The organism is Paraburkholderia sp. BR10923 (assembly GCF_040948765.1).
Taxonomy (GTDB): Bacteria; Pseudomonadota; Gammaproteobacteria; order Burkholderiales; family Burkholderiaceae; genus Paraburkholderia; species Paraburkholderia youngii.
Genome location: NZ_JBFPKO010000008.1, coordinates 182,667 through 199,012 on the forward strand (window position 1 = coordinate 182,667; position 16,346 = coordinate 199,012).

18 protein-coding genes, 1 tRNA gene and 1 pseudogene are annotated in these 16,346 nt (G+C 65.3%); 10 read left to right on the plus strand and 10 right to left on the minus strand.

The window, feature by feature from the left end:
* Positions 1-18: 18 nt before the first annotated feature.
* Complete coding sequence (locus AB3X94_RS17305) at positions 19-855, minus strand: TetR/AcrR family transcriptional regulator (protein WP_368612161.1); 837 nt, start codon at positions 853-855, stop codon at positions 19-21.
* A gap of 146 nt (positions 856-1,001) precedes the next feature.
* On the opposite strand from AB3X94_RS17305, the gene AB3X94_RS17310 reads away from it, so the two are divergent.
* On the plus strand, positions 1,002-1,976 hold the full coding sequence (locus AB3X94_RS17310) for an NAD-dependent epimerase/dehydratase family protein (protein ID WP_368612162.1): 975 nt from the start codon (positions 1,002-1,004) through the stop codon (positions 1,974-1,976).
* Between the two features lie 42 nt (positions 1,977-2,018).
* Here AB3X94_RS17310 and AB3X94_RS17315 read toward each other — a convergent pair whose 3' ends face one another.
* Positions 2,019-2,303, minus strand: coding sequence for a DUF1488 domain-containing protein (locus tag AB3X94_RS17315; protein ID WP_013089272.1), 285 nt, complete (start codon positions 2,301-2,303; stop codon positions 2,019-2,021).
* Between the two features lie 162 nt (positions 2,304-2,465).
* The gene (locus AB3X94_RS17320) at positions 2,466-2,753 is read right to left on the minus strand and encodes a hypothetical protein (RefSeq protein WP_176367862.1); all 288 of its coding nucleotides are present in this window, start codon (positions 2,751-2,753) and stop codon (positions 2,466-2,468) included.
* A 289-nt stretch (positions 2,754-3,042) separates the two neighbouring features.
* Between AB3X94_RS17320 and AB3X94_RS17325 the strand changes: the two genes are divergently transcribed.
* A complete protein-coding gene (locus AB3X94_RS17325; RefSeq protein ID WP_176108719.1) occupies positions 3,043-3,234 on the plus strand; it encodes a hypothetical protein in 192 nt (63 codons plus the stop codon).
* An 82-nt stretch (positions 3,235-3,316) separates the two neighbouring features.
* On the plus strand, positions 3,317-3,706 hold the full coding sequence (locus AB3X94_RS17330; protein WP_368612163.1) for a hypothetical protein: 390 nt from the start codon (positions 3,317-3,319) through the stop codon (positions 3,704-3,706).
* 46 nt (positions 3,707-3,752) lie between these two features.
* On the opposite strand, the gene AB3X94_RS17335 is transcribed toward AB3X94_RS17330, so the two are convergent.
* Together AB3X94_RS17335 and AB3X94_RS17340 are read right to left on the minus strand one after the other, a co-directional pair.
* Positions 3,753-4,091 carry a multidrug efflux SMR transporter gene (locus AB3X94_RS17335; protein ID WP_368612164.1) on the minus strand — a complete coding sequence of 113 codons (339 nt, stop codon included), beginning with the start codon at positions 4,089-4,091 and terminating at the stop codon, positions 3,753-3,755.
* A gap of 4 nt (positions 4,092-4,095) precedes the next feature.
* On the minus strand, positions 4,096-4,593 hold the full coding sequence (locus AB3X94_RS17340) for a heme-degrading domain-containing protein (protein WP_176108722.1): 498 nt from the start codon (positions 4,591-4,593) through the stop codon (positions 4,096-4,098).
* A gap of 221 nt (positions 4,594-4,814) precedes the next feature.
* On the opposite strand from AB3X94_RS17340, the gene AB3X94_RS17345 reads away from it, so the two are divergent.
* The 7 genes from AB3X94_RS17345 to AB3X94_RS17375 all read left to right on the plus strand — a co-directional run bounded on the left by AB3X94_RS17345 (position 4,815) and on the right by AB3X94_RS17375 (position 10,246).
* Positions 4,815-4,891 (plus strand) — tRNA-Met (locus AB3X94_RS17345).
* Between the two features lie 217 nt (positions 4,892-5,108).
* Positions 5,109-5,654, plus strand: a complete 546-nt coding sequence (locus AB3X94_RS17350; RefSeq protein WP_018432136.1) for an NUDIX hydrolase — start codon at positions 5,109-5,111, stop codon at positions 5,652-5,654.
* 9 nt (positions 5,655-5,663) lie between these two features.
* The gene (aat, locus tag AB3X94_RS17355) at positions 5,664-6,401 is read left to right on the plus strand and encodes a leucyl/phenylalanyl-tRNA--protein transferase (protein ID WP_176108723.1); all 738 of its coding nucleotides are present in this window, start codon (positions 5,664-5,666) and stop codon (positions 6,399-6,401) included.
* Positions 6,402-6,503: 102 nt separating this feature from the next.
* A complete protein-coding gene (locus tag AB3X94_RS17360; RefSeq protein WP_176108724.1) occupies positions 6,504-7,349 on the plus strand; it encodes an arginyltransferase in 846 nt (281 codons plus the stop codon).
* Positions 7,350-7,474: 125 nt separating this feature from the next.
* Entirely contained in the window at positions 7,475-8,497 is a 1,023-nt protein-coding gene (locus tag AB3X94_RS17365) for a quinone-dependent dihydroorotate dehydrogenase (RefSeq protein ID WP_176108725.1), read from the plus strand.
* A 109-nt stretch (positions 8,498-8,606) separates the two neighbouring features.
* Positions 8,607-9,401, plus strand: coding sequence for a cystine ABC transporter substrate-binding protein (locus AB3X94_RS17370; protein ID WP_176108726.1), 795 nt, complete (start codon positions 8,607-8,609; stop codon positions 9,399-9,401).
* A gap of 185 nt (positions 9,402-9,586) precedes the next feature.
* The gene (locus AB3X94_RS17375; RefSeq protein ID WP_176108727.1) at positions 9,587-10,246 is read left to right on the plus strand and encodes an amino acid ABC transporter permease; all 660 of its coding nucleotides are present in this window, start codon (positions 9,587-9,589) and stop codon (positions 10,244-10,246) included.
* 32 nt (positions 10,247-10,278) lie between these two features.
* Here AB3X94_RS17375 and AB3X94_RS17380 read toward each other — a convergent pair whose 3' ends face one another.
* The 5 genes and pseudogenes from AB3X94_RS17380 to AB3X94_RS17400 all read right to left on the minus strand — a co-directional run bounded on the left by AB3X94_RS17380 (position 10,279) and on the right by AB3X94_RS17400 (position 16,072).
* A complete protein-coding gene (locus tag AB3X94_RS17380; protein ID WP_217709932.1) occupies positions 10,279-11,325 on the minus strand; it encodes a Gfo/Idh/MocA family protein in 1,047 nt (348 codons plus the stop codon).
* A 188-nt stretch (positions 11,326-11,513) separates the two neighbouring features.
* A complete protein-coding gene (locus AB3X94_RS17385) occupies positions 11,514-12,233 on the minus strand; it encodes a FadR/GntR family transcriptional regulator (RefSeq protein ID WP_176108728.1) in 720 nt (239 codons plus the stop codon).
* A gap of 338 nt (positions 12,234-12,571) precedes the next feature.
* Positions 12,572-13,180, minus strand: a complete 609-nt coding sequence (locus AB3X94_RS17390; protein WP_176110590.1) for a flavin reductase family protein — start codon at positions 13,178-13,180, stop codon at positions 12,572-12,574.
* Positions 13,181-13,318: 138 nt separating this feature from the next.
* Positions 13,319-14,134: pseudogene (locus AB3X94_RS17395) on the minus strand (sugar phosphate nucleotidyltransferase); the annotation flags it as partial.
* Positions 14,135-14,209: 75 nt separating this feature from the next.
* A complete protein-coding gene (locus tag AB3X94_RS17400; protein WP_176108729.1) occupies positions 14,210-16,072 on the minus strand; it encodes an alpha/beta fold hydrolase in 1,863 nt (620 codons plus the stop codon).
* Positions 16,073-16,346 lie beyond the last annotated feature (274 nt).

Sequence of the window (16,346 nt, forward strand, 5' to 3'; positions counted from 1 at the left end):
ACGTGGAACTGAACGTTATCACGGGCCTGCCGCTTTGCGTTTGGTGGCGGGTTCGGGAGCCGGGTCCGTGGAGTCGGCAGGCTCGGAGTGGCGCCGCGCGACGGTTTTCTTGCCGCGCACTGCGGCGCTCTTCGATGCGCCCGCTGCCACGGGCTGCGGCGCGCCGAGCCAAGCGTCGAGCGTTACGCCGACGAGCGTCTCGAGCGGCGCACTCGGAAACACCGGACACGTGAGATTCAACGCGACGATGCCGTGCAGACTCGCCCACAACGCCTCGGCCCACACGGCCGACTCCATCGATGCGACCGACGCCGACAGACGCCCCGCTGCTCGCAACTCGTCGAGCGCGTCGATCATGATGCGCAGCGCGGCGTCGCCGGGGTCGTCGTCGGCGTTGCCTCGGGACGCGGTTGAACCACCGGTCCCGGCGTTCGCGCTTGCATCGTCCCCGTTGCCGCCATCTTTGCCTGCGCCCGCCGCCGCGCCACCGAGCGCCGCGCCCGTATAGCTCGGATCCTCCATGAAAATCAGCCGGTACGTTTCCGGATGCTGAACGCCAAACGCGACGTACGCGCGCCCGAGCGCCTTCAGCCGTTCGGCGGGATCTGCGATCTGCACGAGCGGCACGAAGGTCGCGAGCAACTGCGCGTAACCCTCCTCGCACAAGGCCCGCGCGATGTCGTCGCGACTCGCGAAATGCAGATACAACGTGGCGGGCGAATATTCGATCGCGTCGGCGATCTTGCGCATCGACAGCGCGGCAAAGCCCTCGCGCACGACGATGCGCCGCGCGGCATCGAGGATGCGTTCGCGCAGCGCCTGTTTCTGGCGGTGTTTTCGTTCAGCGATTCCCATGACTCGCAATTTTCAGGTTGACAAACTGAAAAGTCAAATTAAACTGAACGCTGTTTACTGAACAGTGTTCAGTATATTTTCATCGGTCAAACTGAGTCGCCACGTGCACACGCGACGAGGTCGCGCCGCCATCTGAAGGAGTCGTCATGCAAGCCAAGGGAAAGGTCGGTTTATTCGGTGCCGCAGGCGCAGCGGGTCAAAGCATTGCCGCGGCGCTTGGTGCGGCGGGCCGCGATTATCGGATGGTCGGCCGCTCGCGCGAGGCATTGCAACGCTGCTTCGGTGACGATCCGCACGCTGAGATCGTCACCTGGAACCCCGACGACCCCGCCTCGATTCGCGCCGCGGCCGCCGGTCTGCAAACCGTGATCTATCTCGTCGGCGTGCCCTACGACCAGTTCGCGCAGCACCCGCCGTTGATGGAGAAAACGCTGGCTGGCGTGACGGCCGCCGGCGTCGAGCGCTTCATTCTGATCGGCACCGTGTATCCGTATGGCCGCGCGCATGGCAATCCGATTCGCGAAGATCATCCGCGCGAGCCGCACACGTTCAAGGGCCGCATGCGGCTCGAACAGGAAAAGCTCGTGCTGGCCGCGCATGGCCGGAATGGTCTCGAAACGCTGGTATTGCGGCTGCCCGATTTCTACGGACCGGGGGTTGAGCGCAGCCTGTTGCATGGTGTCTTCGTTGGCGCCGCTACCGGTAAGCGCGCACAGGTGCTCGGTCCCATCGACGTGCCGCACGAATTCATCTTTCTGCCGGATGTCGGCCCCGTGGTCGAACGACTCACGCGCACACCCGAGGCTTACGGCCGCTGGTGGCATCTCGGCGGCGTCGGCACGATCACGCAGCGCGAAGTGGCGCACGAGGCCTACGCGCTCGCGGGCCGCGAGCCGAAGCTGATGGTGGCCGGCAAGGGCATGCTGCGCGTGCTCGGGCTGTTCAATCCGCTGATGCGCGAACTGGTCGAGATGAACTATCTGTTGACCGAGCCGATCGTGCTCGACGATTCCGCGCTGGCGACGTTGATCGGGCCGTTCAGCAAGACTTCGTATCAGGAAGGGATCAGGCGGTGCTTCGAAGCGGCGCGCGAGGCAGTGCCGGCGCATGGCGTGAATTAGCGGCAACGCGTTGACGATGCGTTGGTGGAAGGAAAGTTCCGCTCAGCCTGCCATCTGCCCTGGCGGAAAGTGACCACTCTTGAGCAGCACGGGTGTGCCGTTGCTGATCTGCAAATGCTCACGCGCAACGGCCTCGATGCGCGGCCGGCCCGCATCGAACGCACGCAGCCAGCCGTCGAGGTCCTCGCTGTAAGCGCCGAAATGATCCTCGAGCGCTTCCACCGAGATCGCGCACGGCACCGGCTCACCGTCCACCAGCGCTGAAAACACGACGGTCAGATTGGAGTCACGGTAAGCAGGCGCGTCTTCGGGAAAACGGATTTCCATAGTCGCCTCATCAAAAGGTGGCGGCGGGAACGTAACACGCGTGGAAAGCCGCTATGCGCCGCCGATCCGCGCGGGTCCCGCTATGGTACCCGCGCCGCCGGATCACGGTCCAGCGTGCGCGGGCGCCTGCTTCAGGGCATCGTGCGGGAATCGCCGACACGCTCACTGCCCATCCAGCAATCGGTCGACATATTCACGCGCCGCCCGTTCGACGAACGCGAGCGCCTCTTCTTCGCTACTGAAGCGTTGCCGGTCGCCGAGTTCGAGCAACGTTTCCATCCGATGCGGATCGTCCGGGCCGGCTTCGGCGAGGCTAACCGAGCCGACGTAAGTACCATCCGCTTTGGCGTGCGCTTCGCCCGACGCGCCCGACGTGCTGCCCCCCGGCACGAGGCGCGCGGTGGCGCTGATGTAATAGCCGCGATAAGGGCCACTGACCCGTTCAGCCATCTTCGTCCTCCTGTTGCGGTTGCGGAGCTGGAGCCAGTCGCGACGGCGCCGCCTTGATGCTTCAGCATGCGGCGCGCCGCTGCACCGGAGGTGTGCGGGCGCCCCGCCCCATTCCGATAAGGCGCGTTACAGCGCGATAAGTTCTGCGCGCTCGCGAGCCCCACTTTCGCCCCACCCCACGGCCGCGCCGCACGTCAGCCACGCGCGCTGGTCGAACGGTCCAGATCGGCATACTCCATGCTGTTAAAAGGTACTATGACGACACCATTTCGAGGCCAGCGAGCGCAATATGGGAAAATATTTTCTGCAGAATCACGAACTGCCCGAGCCGGATGCAGCGAACCGCTGGTTCGAGTACGCCGAAAGTCATGGGATCGACATCCCAAAAGCGATCAGCATCTGGGAAGACGCGGCCACTGAAGAAGGCGCGGAAGCCCGGCGGCTCGTCAGCGCGGCGGGCATCACCGTCGAAGCGACCTGAGCCTTGGCGCGCGCCCGCGCGTTCCACACCGACCGGCTCCAGCGCGGCAGCAACCTCTATCTGAATGAAAGGACACAACACGATGCATTTCACGACGCAACCGCGGCGCGCCGGCCGATTCCACCGCCTCCGCTCCAGCGCCGCGCTTGCCTTCTTGCGTCGCGCGTCGCTGACGGCCGCATTGCCCTCCGCGCTGCTGCTCGCCGCGGGGCTCGGCGGCTGCGCGTCGTCGAACACGACCACGCTGATCAATCTGCCGAACGGCCAGACCGGCTTCGCGGTCAACTGCAGCGGCGCCAACGCCGGCTCGAGCTGGGCCTCGTGCTACGTGCAAGCGGGGCAGGCCTGCGGTGCGACCGGCTACGACATCGTGTCGAAAGATAACGACGAGGGTGGCACCGCTGGCGGCAGCGTCACCAACGTGGCATCGGCGAATGTGAAAGGCCGCTCGATGATCGTGCGCTGCAAATAAGCCGACTTACGGTCCGTGCGGCAACCGAGGCGGCTTGCGCGGGCGCTCAATGCGCCTGCATCTTCGAGAAGAGATTCAACACCGCGACGCCAGCGACGATCAATCCCAGCCCGATGATCGCCGGCACGTCGGGTACCTGCCGGTACAGCACCAGCGCGACCAGCGTGATCAGCACGATCCCGGCACCGGACCAGATCGCATAGACGATGCCGACCGGAATGCTCCTGAGCGTCAGCGACAGGCAATAGAACGCGATGCCGTAGCCGAGCACGACGACCATCGACGGCAGCAGCCGCGAGAAACCGTCCGAGGCCCGCATCGCCGAAGTCGCAATGACCTCGGCGACGATCGCGGTCGCGAGCAGCGCATACGGGGGTACGCGCATCGCGTCAGCTTTTCGCGAGCGCGAGCTTGCCGTAATCGTGACCCAGATGCGCGCACAGCGCTTCGACCACGAGCTCATGATCGGCGCGCTGCGGCAGACCGGACACCGTGATCGAACCGATCACGCCCGCGCCTTCCACCGTCAGCGGAAACGCGCCGCCGTGCGATGCGTACTCGGTGGCCGGCAGACCGTGCTTGTCGGCGAGCGTCGCACCCGCGAGCTGCATTTTCAAACCGATCGCGTACGAGCTACGGCGAAATTGTGCAACCGTGTTGCCCTTGCGGCGCGCCCAGTCGACGTTGTCGGGCGTCGCGCCGTCGAGAAGGCTGAAGAACAGCGGCTGGCCAAATGTGCGCACGTCGATCGCGGCGCCAATGCCGCGCGCTTTCGCGACCTCGTGCAGATACGCGCCGACTTGCCACGCACGGTCGGCATCGAAACGGGGAAACACGAGGGTCTTTTCCTGAAGAGCGATGACCTGCAGATCGTGAGCGATATCCATGGGGTTCAGAACGGGTCGGAAGAAGAGTCGAAGAGGTCGCCGTCGTGAAGATCCAGCGAGCCGCGTGGAGAATCTGAATTCTAGCGCAGCGTCCGCGCGCGGCTTTCCGGAGCCTTTCCGATAGGTGACGTAGCGGTCGCGGCGCAAAGCGCAATGAAGCCAATCCTTACATGGCTATTGCGCTGTCTGTCTGGCTGGTCTATAATCTTTTCTTCGACGGACGCGGGGTGGAGCAGTCTGGCAGCTCGTCGGGCTCATAACCCGAAGGTCGTAGGTTCAAATCCTACCCCCGCAACCACAACGAAATCATTGAAGGGTTACAACGCATTGGCGTGTAACCCTTTTTTGTTTTTGTGGCCACGATCTGACGAGCGCATTCGAAAATCGACTGTCAAGCGTGTCAGACGCGGCGGCGCTCCCCGCATCGAACCTCCCATCGCGCAGTCCCCGCCGGCGCCTCAGTAATCGCCCGCCCGGGTGATAAACTCCTATCACCCTTTCTCGTCCCCTTTCCAATGAAATTCTGTTCTGTCTGCGGCCACGGCGTCAGTCTGAGCATTCCGCCGGGCGACAATCGCGAGCGCTTCGTATGCAGCAGTTGCGGCACCGTGCATTATCAGAATCCGCGTAACGTGGTCGGCACCGTTCCCGTGTGGGACGACAAAGTGCTGCTGTGCCGCCGCGCGATCGAGCCGCGCTACGGTTACTGGACGCTGCCCGCCGGCTTCATGGAAATGGGAGAAACGACTGCCGAAGCTGCCTCGCGCGAAACGCTCGAGGAAGCCGGCGCGCGCGTCGAGGTGCAGAACCTGTTTTCGCTGCTGAACGTGCCGCACGTGCATCAGGTGCATCTGTTTTACATGGCGCGGCTGCTCGATCTCGACATTGCCGCCGGCGAAGAAAGTCTCGAAGTGAAGCTGTTCGAGGAGCACGAGATTCCGTGGGACGAGATCGCGTTTCCAACCGTCGGCCAGACGCTGCGCTTTTTTTTCGCCGACCGCGCGGCCGGCAGTTTCGGCCTGCATACCGGCGACATCTTCCGCTCCCTGCGCGAAGGTTGAGCGGCGCGCATGGTTCCCTGGCTCGGAGCTGACGATCCGTTTCCGCCCGTCGAGCGCGCGCTCGGCGCCGCGAGCGGCGCGCCCGGTCTGCTCGCGGCAAGCGGCGATCTGCTGCCGTCGCGTCTGATCGACGCTTACCAGCGCGGCATTTTCCCGTGGTATTCGGACGGCCAGCCCGTGTTGTGGTGGAGTCCCGATCCGCGCATGATCCTGCGCCCCGCCGAGTTCAAGCTGTCGCCGTCGCTGCGCAAGACGCTCAAGCGGATGTTGCGCGACGACGCGTGGGAAATCCGCGTCGATCAGGATTTCGCCGCCGTGATGCGCGCCTGCGCGCAGGCGCCGCGCCGCGGCCAGCGCGGCACGTGGATCACCGCCGACGTCGTCGAAGCCTATTCGTCGCTGCATCGCCTCGGCGACGCGCACAGCATCGAAACGTGGTTCGAGGGCAAGCGCGTAGGCGGTTTGTATGGCGTGTCGCTCGGCCGCATGTTCTTCGGCGAATCGATGTACACCGACGTCACCGACGGCTCGAAAATGGCGCTGGCCGCGCTGGTCGGCCACTTGCGACGTCACGAAATAGAAATGATAGACTGCCAGCAGAACACGTCGCATCTGGCGTCGCTCGGCGGCCGCGAGATAGCGCGCAAGGCGTTCGTCGCGCATGTTCGCGCGTCTGTCGGCGCACCGGCCATTCCTTGGCGCTTCGACAAGACCGCCCTGCTCGAAATCCTCGTGCGCGCGGCGTAGGAAAAATCAGGCCGAATCCGGGTCCGCCGCCCATCGAATCGCGGCATCAACCGCCATGCGCGCCGGGTTTGCATTACCAGAGACGCTTCGAGAGCTGCCAACGTGACTCATCCCAACGAGCTGCCTCTTTCGCCGCTTTCCGCGCTGCAATTTTATGCAACGGCGCCCTATCCCTGCAGTTACCTGGACGGCCGCATCGCGCGCTCGCAGGTCGCCACACCCAGTCACCTGATCAATTCGGACGTCTACACGGATCTCGTCAAGGCCGGCTTCCGGCGCTCGGGCGTGTTCACCTACCGTCCGTATTGCGACGGCTGCCGCGCATGCGTGCCGGTGCGCGTGCCGGTCGAGCGTTTTCAGCCGAACCGCACTCAGCGGCGTGTGTGGAGAAAGCACGGCGAGCTGATCGCGACCGTCGCGCCGCTGCATTACGACGAGGAGCATTACGCGCTGTATATGCGCTATCAGTCGGCGCGCCACGCAGGCGGCGGCATGGATCGCGACAGCCGCGATCAGTACGAGCAGTTCCTGCTGCAAAGCCGGATCAACTCCCGGCTCGTCGAGTTTCGCGAGCCGGCGCCGCTGCGTCCCGATGGACGGCCCGATCCGCGCCCCGATGCACAGGGCGCGCTGCGCATGATCAGCATGATCGATATCCTCGGCGACGGCTTGTCGTCGGTCTACACGTTCTTCGAGCCGAGCCTGCCCCATGCGAGCTTCGGCACGTACAACATCTTCTGGCAGATCGAGCAGGCACGCAGCCTGAACCTGCCGTACGTGTATCTCGGCTACTGGATTCGCGAAAGCCCGAAAATGGCGTACAAGGCGAATTTCCGGCCGCTCGAAGGCTTGATCGACGGCGAGTGGCGCGTGCTCGATCCGGCCAGCATCGACTTTCCGCCGGTCGATCTGCCGATGCATGGACGACGCGGTCCGCTCAGGCCGTAGCCGAAGCGCCGTCCGCCGAGTCGTCGCCGGGCCCTGCTCGCCGCCAGCAACGCCCTACAGTCTCATCAAAGCCCAAAGCCGGTAAAATAGCGGGTTCCCATTTTCCGGCCGTCCGGCTTCATCCCGTGTTCAGTTCCCTTTATCCGCTCGTTCGCGCCCAACTCTTTCGCATGGACGCGGAAGACGCTCACCATCTGACTTTGCGCATGCTCGGCGCCGCCGGCCGCACCGGCATCGCCGGCGCGCTCGCCGCGCGCGTGCCGGATTCGCCGCGCACCGTGATGGGCCTCACGTTCCGCAACCCGGTCGGACTCGCGGCCGGCCTCGACAAGGACGGCGCGTGCATCGACGGTCTGGCGGCGCTCGGCTTCGGCTTCATCGAAGTGGGCACCGTGACGCCGCGCGCGCAGCCGGGCAATCCGCGCCCGCGCATGTTCCGGCTGCCGCAAGCGAACGCGGTGATCAACCGGATGGGCTTCAACAACGCCGGCGTCGACCAGTTCGTGAAGAACGTCCAGGCCGCGCGCTATCGCGGCATCCTCGGTCTGAACATCGGCAAGAACGCCGACACGCCGATCGAGCGCGCCGCTGAAGACTACCTGTACTGCCTCGAGCGCGTGTACCCGTTCGCGAGCTACGTGACGGTCAACATCTCGTCGCCGAATACGAAGAACCTGCGCCAGCTGCAAGGCGCCGACGAACTCGACGCGCTGCTCGCCGCGCTGAAGGACAAGCAGCAACGGCTCGCCGACATGCACGGCAAGCTGGTGCCGCTCGCCCTCAAGATCGCTCCGGACCTCGACGACGAGCAGATCAAGTCGATCGCCGACACCTTGCTGCGCCACCAATTCGAAGGCGTAATCGCGACCAACACGACGCTGTCGCGCGCTGCCGTCACCGGCATGCCGCATGCGGACGAAGCCGGCGGCCTGTCGGGCAAGCCGGTATTCGACGCGTCGAACGAAGTGATCCGCAAGCTGCGCGCCGAAGTCGGCGAGGCGGTACCGATCATCGGAGTCGGCGGGATCTTCTCGGGGGAAGACGCACGAGCGAAGCTCGCGGCCGGCGCGTCACTGGTGCAGCTTTATACTGGTTTCATCTACCGCGGTCCGGCGCTCGTCGCCGAATGCGCGCAGGCGCTGCGCTAAGCATCCGCACCCGCGGTGCATATAGACATAAACAAACGGTATTTAGATTGCGATAGTCTCGTTTGCTATGCTCTCGACCGTCAAAACGTCAGACGTACAAAGGAACACGATGAAATTTGGCCTGCTGAAGAAACTCCTCGCCACCGCGCTGATCGGCGCGTCGTTGACCGCCGTCGCCGCGCACGCGGAAGACCTGCTCGACCAGGTCAAGCAGCGCGGCACGCTGCGCGTCGGTCTCGAAGGCACCTTCCCGCCGTTCAACTCGAAAGCGCCGTCGGGCGAGCTGGTCGGCTATGACGTCGACATCGCCAAGGCCGTCGCGGCCAAGCTCGGCGTGAAGCCGGTGTTCGTCACGACCGAATGGAGCGGCATCATCGCCGGTCTGCAGGCGGGCAAGTTCGATGTGATCGTCAATCAGGTCGGCATCACCGACGCGCGCAAGCAAACCCTCGACTTCTCGCCGGCGTACACGTACTCGGCCGCGCAACTGATCCAGCGCAAGGACGACACGCGCCAGTTCACGTCGCTCGAAGACCTGAAGGGCAAGAAGCTCGGCGTCGGTCTCGGCACGAACTACATGGACATGGCGAAGTCGGTGCCCGGCATCGACGTGAAGACCTATCCGGGCGCGCCCGAATACCTGCGCGACCTGGCCGCCGGCCGGCTCGACGCGGCGTTGAACGACCGTCTGATGCTCGCGTACCTGCTGAAGAACTCGAACCTGCCGCTGCGCACCGGCGCGAACGTCGGCCCGGGCAACCCGTCGGGCATTCCGTTCCGGAAGGGCAACCCGCAGTTCGCAAAGGCGATCGACGATGCGATGACCCAGCTCGAAGCGGACGGCACCTTCACGAAGATCTCGGACAAATGGTTCGGCATCGACGTCAGCAAGCCGATCAAGTAACACCCGTGTAGTCAAACGAAGGGCGGCATCGATCACGATGCCGCCCTTCGCGTTTATGCGGCCCGCGCGGGGCCTTGGACCCGAACCGCGCGTCACGTATACCCCGAGCCGCATTGCGCGACCCGCGCCTGAACGCGCGCCAAAGTTTATGATGTGCGCTTTGTGCGTCAATAAGAACACTACCCATGTCCATCACATCCCTGCTGCTCCAATCGCTGCCGGTACTCGCACAAGGCGCCTTGCTGACGATCAAGTTCGCGATCCTGTCGATGATCTTCGGCTTGATCGGCGGCGCCGTGCTCGCACTGATGGGGATCAGCCACAGCCGGCCGCTGAACTGGATCGCACGCGTTTATGTGAGCGTGATGCGCGGCACGCCGCTGCTGGTGCAGATCTTCGTGATTTACTACGGTCTGCCGAGCTTCGGCATTTCGCTCGAACCGACGCCGGCCGGCGTAATCGCGCTGTCGGCGAACGTCGCCGCCTATCTGTCCGAGAGCATGCGCGGCGCGATTCTGGGCATTCACCAGGGCCAGTGGCTCGCGTCGTACAGCCTTGGGCTGTCGCGGCGCCAGACGCTGCGCTACGTGATCGCGCCGCAGGCGCTGCGCATCGCGGTGCCGAGTCTGTCGAACAGCCTGATCAGCCTGGTCAAGGACACCTCGCTCGTGTCCGTGATCACGGTGACCGAGTTGCTGCGCAGCGCGCAGGAAATGATCGCGTCGACCTACCAACCGCTGCCGCTTTATCTGGCCGCCGCGGCCGTGTACTGGGTACTGTGCCAGGTGCTCGAGTGGGCGCAGCGCTGGTACGAGCGGCGGCTGTCGCTACCGACGCGGCACTGAGCGCCGCGCACTCCTTTCTTTGCCCTCGCGGCTCATTCGCCAGCGAACTTCAGCCCCAACGCCGCGCGCGCCGCGTCGGCCATCGCGATCATCTGTCGCGACGTGTCGTGCGGCATCAGCGGACTCTGCAGCACACCCGCGCGAATCAGCTCGCAAAAGTGCGCGGTCTCGTAGTTCAAACCACCGCCTTCGAACGGTTCGTCGAGTTCGACGACGCGGCCGTCCGCGTAACGGATGGTCGCGCGCGACGGGTTCCACCACGGCTCGTGCAGCGTCACGTGACCGCCTTTGGCCATCAGCAGCGCATCGCCCTTGCCATGCAGATCGAGCCCGCAGAATAGCTGCGCGATGCCGCCGCGCTCGTGCTGGCTGTTCAGACTCGCGAACGTATCCACGCCGGTGGCGCCGAGCCGGCCGAAGGTCCGCACGTCGCGCGGGGCGCCGAGCCAATCCACCGCAAGAAACATCTCGTAGATGCCGATATCGAGCAGCGCGCCGCCCGCATGCTCGAACGACAGCGACGGATGATCGGCCGGCACGCCCGGCACTGAGCAGCCCGCGCGCACGAGGCCGACCTCGCCGATCGGATCGGCCGCGAGGTGCTCGCGCAACCTTCTGTAAAGCGGATAGAACGGCGGCTTCATCGCTTCCATGAAGAGCCGTTGCGAAGCGCGCGCGGTCTCGAGCACGCGCTCGAGCTGCGCACGATTGATACACGCGGGTTTCTCGCACAGCACGTGCAACCCGGCTTGCAACGCGGCGATCGCATAGTCGGCGTGGCTGTCCTGCAGCGTCGCGATATAGAGCGCGTCGATGCCGCTCGCGAGCAGCGTATCGAAACTGTCGCAAACGGTACCGCCGAATTCATCGGCGAACGCCTGAGCCGGTTCCACGCGACGCGACCACAGCGCGGCGAGCCGCGCGCGCGGCACGAAGGCGAGACCTTGCGCAAAGCGGCGCGCAATTCGGCCAGTGCCGACGATCCCCCAACGGATCTCACGCGATGAAGTGGTGTCCTGCGTTGCCCGATTGGTCGGTTGGGCGGTGGCTGCCTGCGGTGCCGCTGTCGTGTCTGTCATCGTTGTGCGAGGGTCCATGCGGTTCGGAACAGCCGCTATTGTCGCCGATGCCGTTTGAGAATGCGGCGAACCCGGCCAATCCGAACCATGCGACATCGCAGCCGCGCACCGACCTTCGACACCCGCGCCGCCGCTGTCGCGGCCAGGCACTCACGCAGCCAGGCTCAAACCGACGCTCACACCGAGTCTCAAACCCGCGCCGGCGGCTCCGCGGAAAACCGGCCGCCGATCTCCTCGGCCGAGTAATCGATCATCGCCAGCGAGGCGATCTCGGCCTCCTTCGGATCGCGCCGCTCGATCGCTTCGACGACGCGCTGATGCGACGCGATCGCGCCCTCCCACACCCCGGTCCGGTCATGCACGATCGGGGTGACGGTCGACAGCGCGCCGCGAATGATCGCGGCCATCTGCTTGAAGAACTGGTTGCCGCTCGCGATCACGATACGCGTGTGGAACAGCTCGTCGGCTTCCTGATAGGCGGGCTCGCCCGGACGGATCACGCGAAACGCCTCGAACGCCTCGCGAATCGCGGCGACATCCGCGGCACTGCCGCGTGCGGCCGCCTGCGCCGCAGCGCGTGGTTCGATCAGGATGCGAAACTCGATCACGTCACGCAGAAACATCGGATCGGGCTTCGCGCGAAAACGCCAGTTGACGACGTCCTCGTCGATCATGCGCCAATCGCTCATAGGCCGGATGCGCGTGCCGATCTTCGGGCGCACGTCGAGCATGTCGCGCGCGAGCAGCATCGATAGCGCCTCGCGCATCACGGTGCGGCTCACGTCGAATTCCTTCGACAGCACATCCTGCGGCGGCAGAATCGCGCCGTACTTTTCCTCGACGATGCCGCTGACGAGCCCGTCCATTACTTTGCTCACCAGCGAGCGATCCTTGTTTGCGTGTTCCATGACATATCCCCGAAGCGGTGTTGACCCCGCGTGGCCTGTTGATGAAGGGCCCGTACGTATCTGCTATGCAAATAGGATCGTTTTCCGATACGTTGCTAGCTTCGAAACGGATGCGCCAGTTGGGACACTTCCTGACAGGGTTATCCCTCTGAAGATTTGTTTCGTTCGTGTAACGCAATCTGTTCCGCCAGGCTCAAAGCTCGCCCGTCAAAGCGTGCCTGCGTTACCCGGTTTAATTAGTGCGCATTCGCACGTTGGCAAGACGAAATTGTCTGATCTGCACGGACGTGGTCCGGCGATTGCGTGCTTGGGCGAACAAACATGCGATGGCAATCGCATCACGCCGAATCCTCGTTCGACGCGCTCGCCGCCACCGACGCATAGCGGCCGCCGAAAAACAGCAGCGGCGCGTGCTCGTCGAGCGAGAACACCAGCACCTCGCCGACGAACAGCGTATGGTCGCCGCACGGATGGCGGTCCACCACGCGCGCGGCGAAGCGCGCGGCCGCGTGCTCGAGCAGCACGACGCCGGCAAGGCCGTCGACCGCCGCGAAGCGCGGTGCGCAAGTCGGCGTGAGGCGGCTTTGCGCCTCGCCCGCGAAATGGCGGCTGTGCGACTCCTGCGCCTCCGACAGCACGCTGACGCCGAATAGCTCGGCATCCATCAGCCGTGCATGCATGCGCGCACGATGCCCGACCGACACGACGATCAGCGGCGGCTTCAGCGACCCCGACATGAACGCGTTGGCGGTCATCGCGTGAAGACTGTCGCCGCTGCCGGTCGAGATCACCACCACGCCGGTTGCGAAGCGCGAGAGCGCATGACGAAAGCGCCGCTCGTCGAATGACGGCGACCGCGCTTCATCGGCTGGCTTATCGGCTTGAGCTGCATTGACGCGCCTGGGCGCGGCGACGTCCGGCCAGCCCTCGCCGAGCGGTACCGTCACGCCGAGAAGACGCGCGTCGGTACCGATGCGCTCCATCACCGCATGGTCGACCGAGTCGGATGGACACGCGGCGAACGCGTCGCGCGCGAGATGCACCGCGCCGGCATCGTCGATGCTCGCGCCCGCGAATGCGTCCTTGCAGGCCGCCGCGATCAGCGGACGGCACAAGCCGATCGCGTCGAGCCATACCGACGCGCGCACCACGAACATGCCGCAGTTCCACCAGTACTCGCCCGCTGCGAAGTAGCGCTCGGCAAGCTCGGCATCGGGCTTCTCGACAAAGCGCTCGATCGTCCGCGCGCCACGGTTGCCCAAGGGCGCGTCGGTGCGGATATAGCTGTAGCCGATCGCCGCACGCTGCGGTGGCACCCCGAACGCGACGATCGCGCCGCGCGAGGCATGCGCGAGCGCCTCGTTGAGCGCCGCACCGAATGCAGTGTGATCGGCGCTCGGATGATCGGTGGGCAGCACGACCAGGATCGGATCGTCGCCAGCCACGGCCGACGCGCGCGCGGCGAGCGCCGCGACGCTCAGCGCCGGCGCGGTGTTGCGCGCCATCGGTTCGAGCAGCAAGCGCGCAGGCTTGCGGTACCGCCGCTCGACTCGCTCTAGCGCAGGCAGCCGCGGTTCGTCGCGGCAGACCACCAGCGGCGCGGCGGACGGTCTGGTACGGGCCGCGTCGTGCGCGGCCGAGTCGAATGCATCGTCGAGCCAACGCAGCGTCGCTTCGAGCCGCCAGCGGTCGTCCATCGGACCGGCCAGCCGCTTCGAATTGCGTTCGCGCGACAGCGGCCACGGCCTCGTACCGGAGTCGCCCACGAGAATCACCGGTTGCACGGTCAGTTCGTGAAGCGCGCCGGTGGCGCGAGTCCCCGGCGCCAGCGGATTACCTGGCTCTACTATTCGGTTCATTTGCGATCCTCTCGAATCCAACTCCTGTTCACCGGCCGGCATGACGCCGGCAGGTGCCTCGTGGTCGCAATCGTTTCTGGTCGTACGCGCGTGCCCCTCTGTCCGCCGCGTGTTCCCCTATGCTTCTCCGAACGGACGCAACGCCCCCGGGCCGCGATGCTCATCGTGTTCCGGGTGCTGCCTGTGCAGTTCGCCGTCGAGCGCGGCGCTGTCGGGCTGACGCAGCTTCGTGAAGCCGCCGCGATAGACGTTCTCGACGTAGGACATGATGTTTTCCTGCGCCACCGACGACAGGATCGCGTGATCGGTGTGCTTGCAAAAGGCCACGTGAATGCGCGTGAAGCGCGCGAGCCGCGTGCCGCGCGCACCGAAGTAGCGCTCGAGCTCCTCGACGCCTTCGTCGAGCACACCGAACACCAGGTGCGTGTCGACGCCCCGCGCATCGAGGTTGGCGAACAGATGCCGCTCATCCCGCGCGCCGAGTTCAAGGCCGCACAACCGCTCGATCCGGTCGGCCAGCGTTTCGCCGGTCTTCGCGAGCTGCCGTACCACCAGCTCGCGCACGAGGCCCCAGCCGCCCGTCTTGCCCTTGAGCACGCGCAGCCATTTGCCCGGCTGCTTCATCGAGCGCATGTAGTTGCGCGTCGACCCGAACGCGGACACCGGGATCATCGGCTTGCCGTGTTCGTCGCAGACGTTGTGCCATCTGAACTTCTGTACGTTGACGATCACCGCGCCCACCACGGCGGGTTCGCGCGTCGCGGCATGCAGGCCGGTATAGGCGCCCGAGCAGATGCCGACCGGTACCGCGCCCGCATGACCGCGCGCGACGAGCCAGCGCGATGCGCATGCGGCGTCGGCGGCGCTCGATTGCGAGTACAGCGCGTCGAGGCTCAGCGTGTCGCACGACGGCATGCTGTCGCCGACACCGCCGACGTCGATGCGCAGCGAAGCGATCCCCTGACGGGCAAGACGCCGCGCGAAATGTACGCCGAAACGCCCGTTGCCGATCCGCGACACCGCGCCGGTATTGAGCAGCAGCACCGCCGGCGCCTGCGCCGCCGCGGCGCCGTCGGGCCGGCAGTAGATGCCGAACACCTTGCCGTCGTTCAGCCATACCGGCGTCTCGTGCAGCGTCGGCGCGACATAGTGGCCGCCCGCCGGCTCTTCGCCTCGCTCGGGCACGCGCGCCACCGCCGGGCTGATTCGCGTGCTGCCCGCGAGCAGCCAGTTCTCGATGGTCTCGAACGCGGCGTGCGGTATTTCGCTTTCGAGCGGCTCCATCATGAAGCGGCTGTATTCGTCGAACGGGTGACGCTCGAGCTCGACGCCATGTTCACTGTAATGCGCGGCGAGCGCACCGGTGCGCACGGGGTTCAGTGAATCGAGCAACAGCACGCGCGCGGCCGGCCGGCTCGTCGCGCGATATAGATCCGCCGTGTGCAGGCTCTCCAGCGTGTCGCGATACATGCGGAAGCCGTACGCTTCGACGAACTCGTCGGTATCGGGCTCGACCACGCAATCCATCGCGGCCGGATCGTTCAACCATTGCCGGTAATGCGCGCGCAATTCGCGCTGATAAGTCTTGCCCGACAGCACCGGCGACATCAGCACGAGACCGTGCACGTCGCCAAGTTCCTGCGCGGCAAGCGCGGCCAGCATGCCGCCAAGACGCAGACCGCACAAGCTGACCCGCTCGACACCGGTCGCTGCGCGCAGCTGCGCGACCGCCTGTTTGACGCTGTCGATCCACGCGCGCCACAGGCCGGCGTCGGTCGGATCGCCGGCCGAATCGCCGCTCGCCGGGTAGTCGAAGCGCAGCACCGGTATGCCGCGAGCGGCGAGGCGCTCGGCGAGCCGGCGCATGCCGCGATACGTGCACAGCGTGTCATAGCCAAACGGGGAACACATCACAACGCCATCCGGGCCGTGGGCTGAATGCAACCAGCCGAAGTTGCCGTCGAAGACGATGGGTCTCACTGTCCGCTCCTTACGTTTTCTTCCTTTTCATGTGATTACAACAAAGGCGCTGTCGCCCATATGTGCGTCCCGCCACATTGGTTTGGGCTCCGAATCGAGCTGGGCTCGCGTGTGTCGATGAGCATGCTGTGCAGTGCAGCATGCCCCGCTCATGGACCGAAACGCGGCTGATCGCGTCGTTCATGCGCTGTATTGAATGCCGGCGGCTGCGGTGTGCGTGCCGCGAGCATCAGATGATGGAGAAGGTGCGGGCGCGCCCGCGCGCGACGCCAAG

Excerpts from the sequence above, each read along its gene's own strand:
- AB3X94_RS17340 (WP_176108722.1), bottom strand. The coding sequence starts at position 4,593 with ATGGATATCGCTCACGATCTGCAGGTCATCGCTCTTCAGGAAAAGACC.
- AB3X94_RS17315 (WP_013089272.1), bottom strand. The coding sequence starts at position 2,303 with ATGGAAATCCGTTTTCCCGAAGACGCGCCTGCTTACCGTGACTCCAAT.
- AB3X94_RS17325 (WP_176108719.1), top strand. The coding sequence starts at position 3,043 with ATGGGAAAATATTTTCTGCAGAATCACGAACTGCCCGAGCCGGATGCA.
- AB3X94_RS17305 (WP_368612161.1), bottom strand. The coding sequence starts at position 855 with ATGGGAATCGCTGAACGAAAACACCGCCAGAAACAGGCGCTGCGCGAA.
- AB3X94_RS17330 (WP_368612163.1), top strand. The coding sequence starts at position 3,317 with ATGCATTTCACGACGCAACCGCGGCGCGCCGGCCGATTCCACCGCCTC.
- AB3X94_RS17375 (WP_176108727.1), top strand. The coding sequence starts at position 9,587 with ATGTCCATCACATCCCTGCTGCTCCAATCGCTGCCGGTACTCGCACAA.
- AB3X94_RS17385 (WP_176108728.1), bottom strand. The coding sequence starts at position 12,233 with ATGGAACACGCAAACAAGGATCGCTCGCTGGTGAGCAAAGTAATGGAC.
- AB3X94_RS17320 (WP_176367862.1), bottom strand. The coding sequence starts at position 2,753 with ATGGCTGAACGGGTCAGTGGCCCTTATCGCGGCTATTACATCAGCGCC.
- AB3X94_RS17335 (WP_368612164.1), bottom strand. The coding sequence starts at position 4,091 with ATGCGCGTACCCCCGTATGCGCTGCTCGCGACCGCGATCGTCGCCGAG.
- aat (WP_176108723.1), top strand. The coding sequence starts at position 5,664 with ATGGTTCCCTGGCTCGGAGCTGACGATCCGTTTCCGCCCGTCGAGCGC.
- AB3X94_RS17350 (WP_018432136.1), top strand. The coding sequence starts at position 5,109 with ATGAAATTCTGTTCTGTCTGCGGCCACGGCGTCAGTCTGAGCATTCCG.
- AB3X94_RS17380 (WP_217709932.1), bottom strand. The coding sequence starts at position 11,325 with ATGACAGACACGACAGCGGCACCGCAGGCAGCCACCGCCCAACCGACC.
- AB3X94_RS17370 (WP_176108726.1), top strand. The coding sequence starts at position 8,607 with ATGAAATTTGGCCTGCTGAAGAAACTCCTCGCCACCGCGCTGATCGGC.
- AB3X94_RS17310 (WP_368612162.1), top strand. The coding sequence starts at position 1,002 with ATGCAAGCCAAGGGAAAGGTCGGTTTATTCGGTGCCGCAGGCGCAGCG.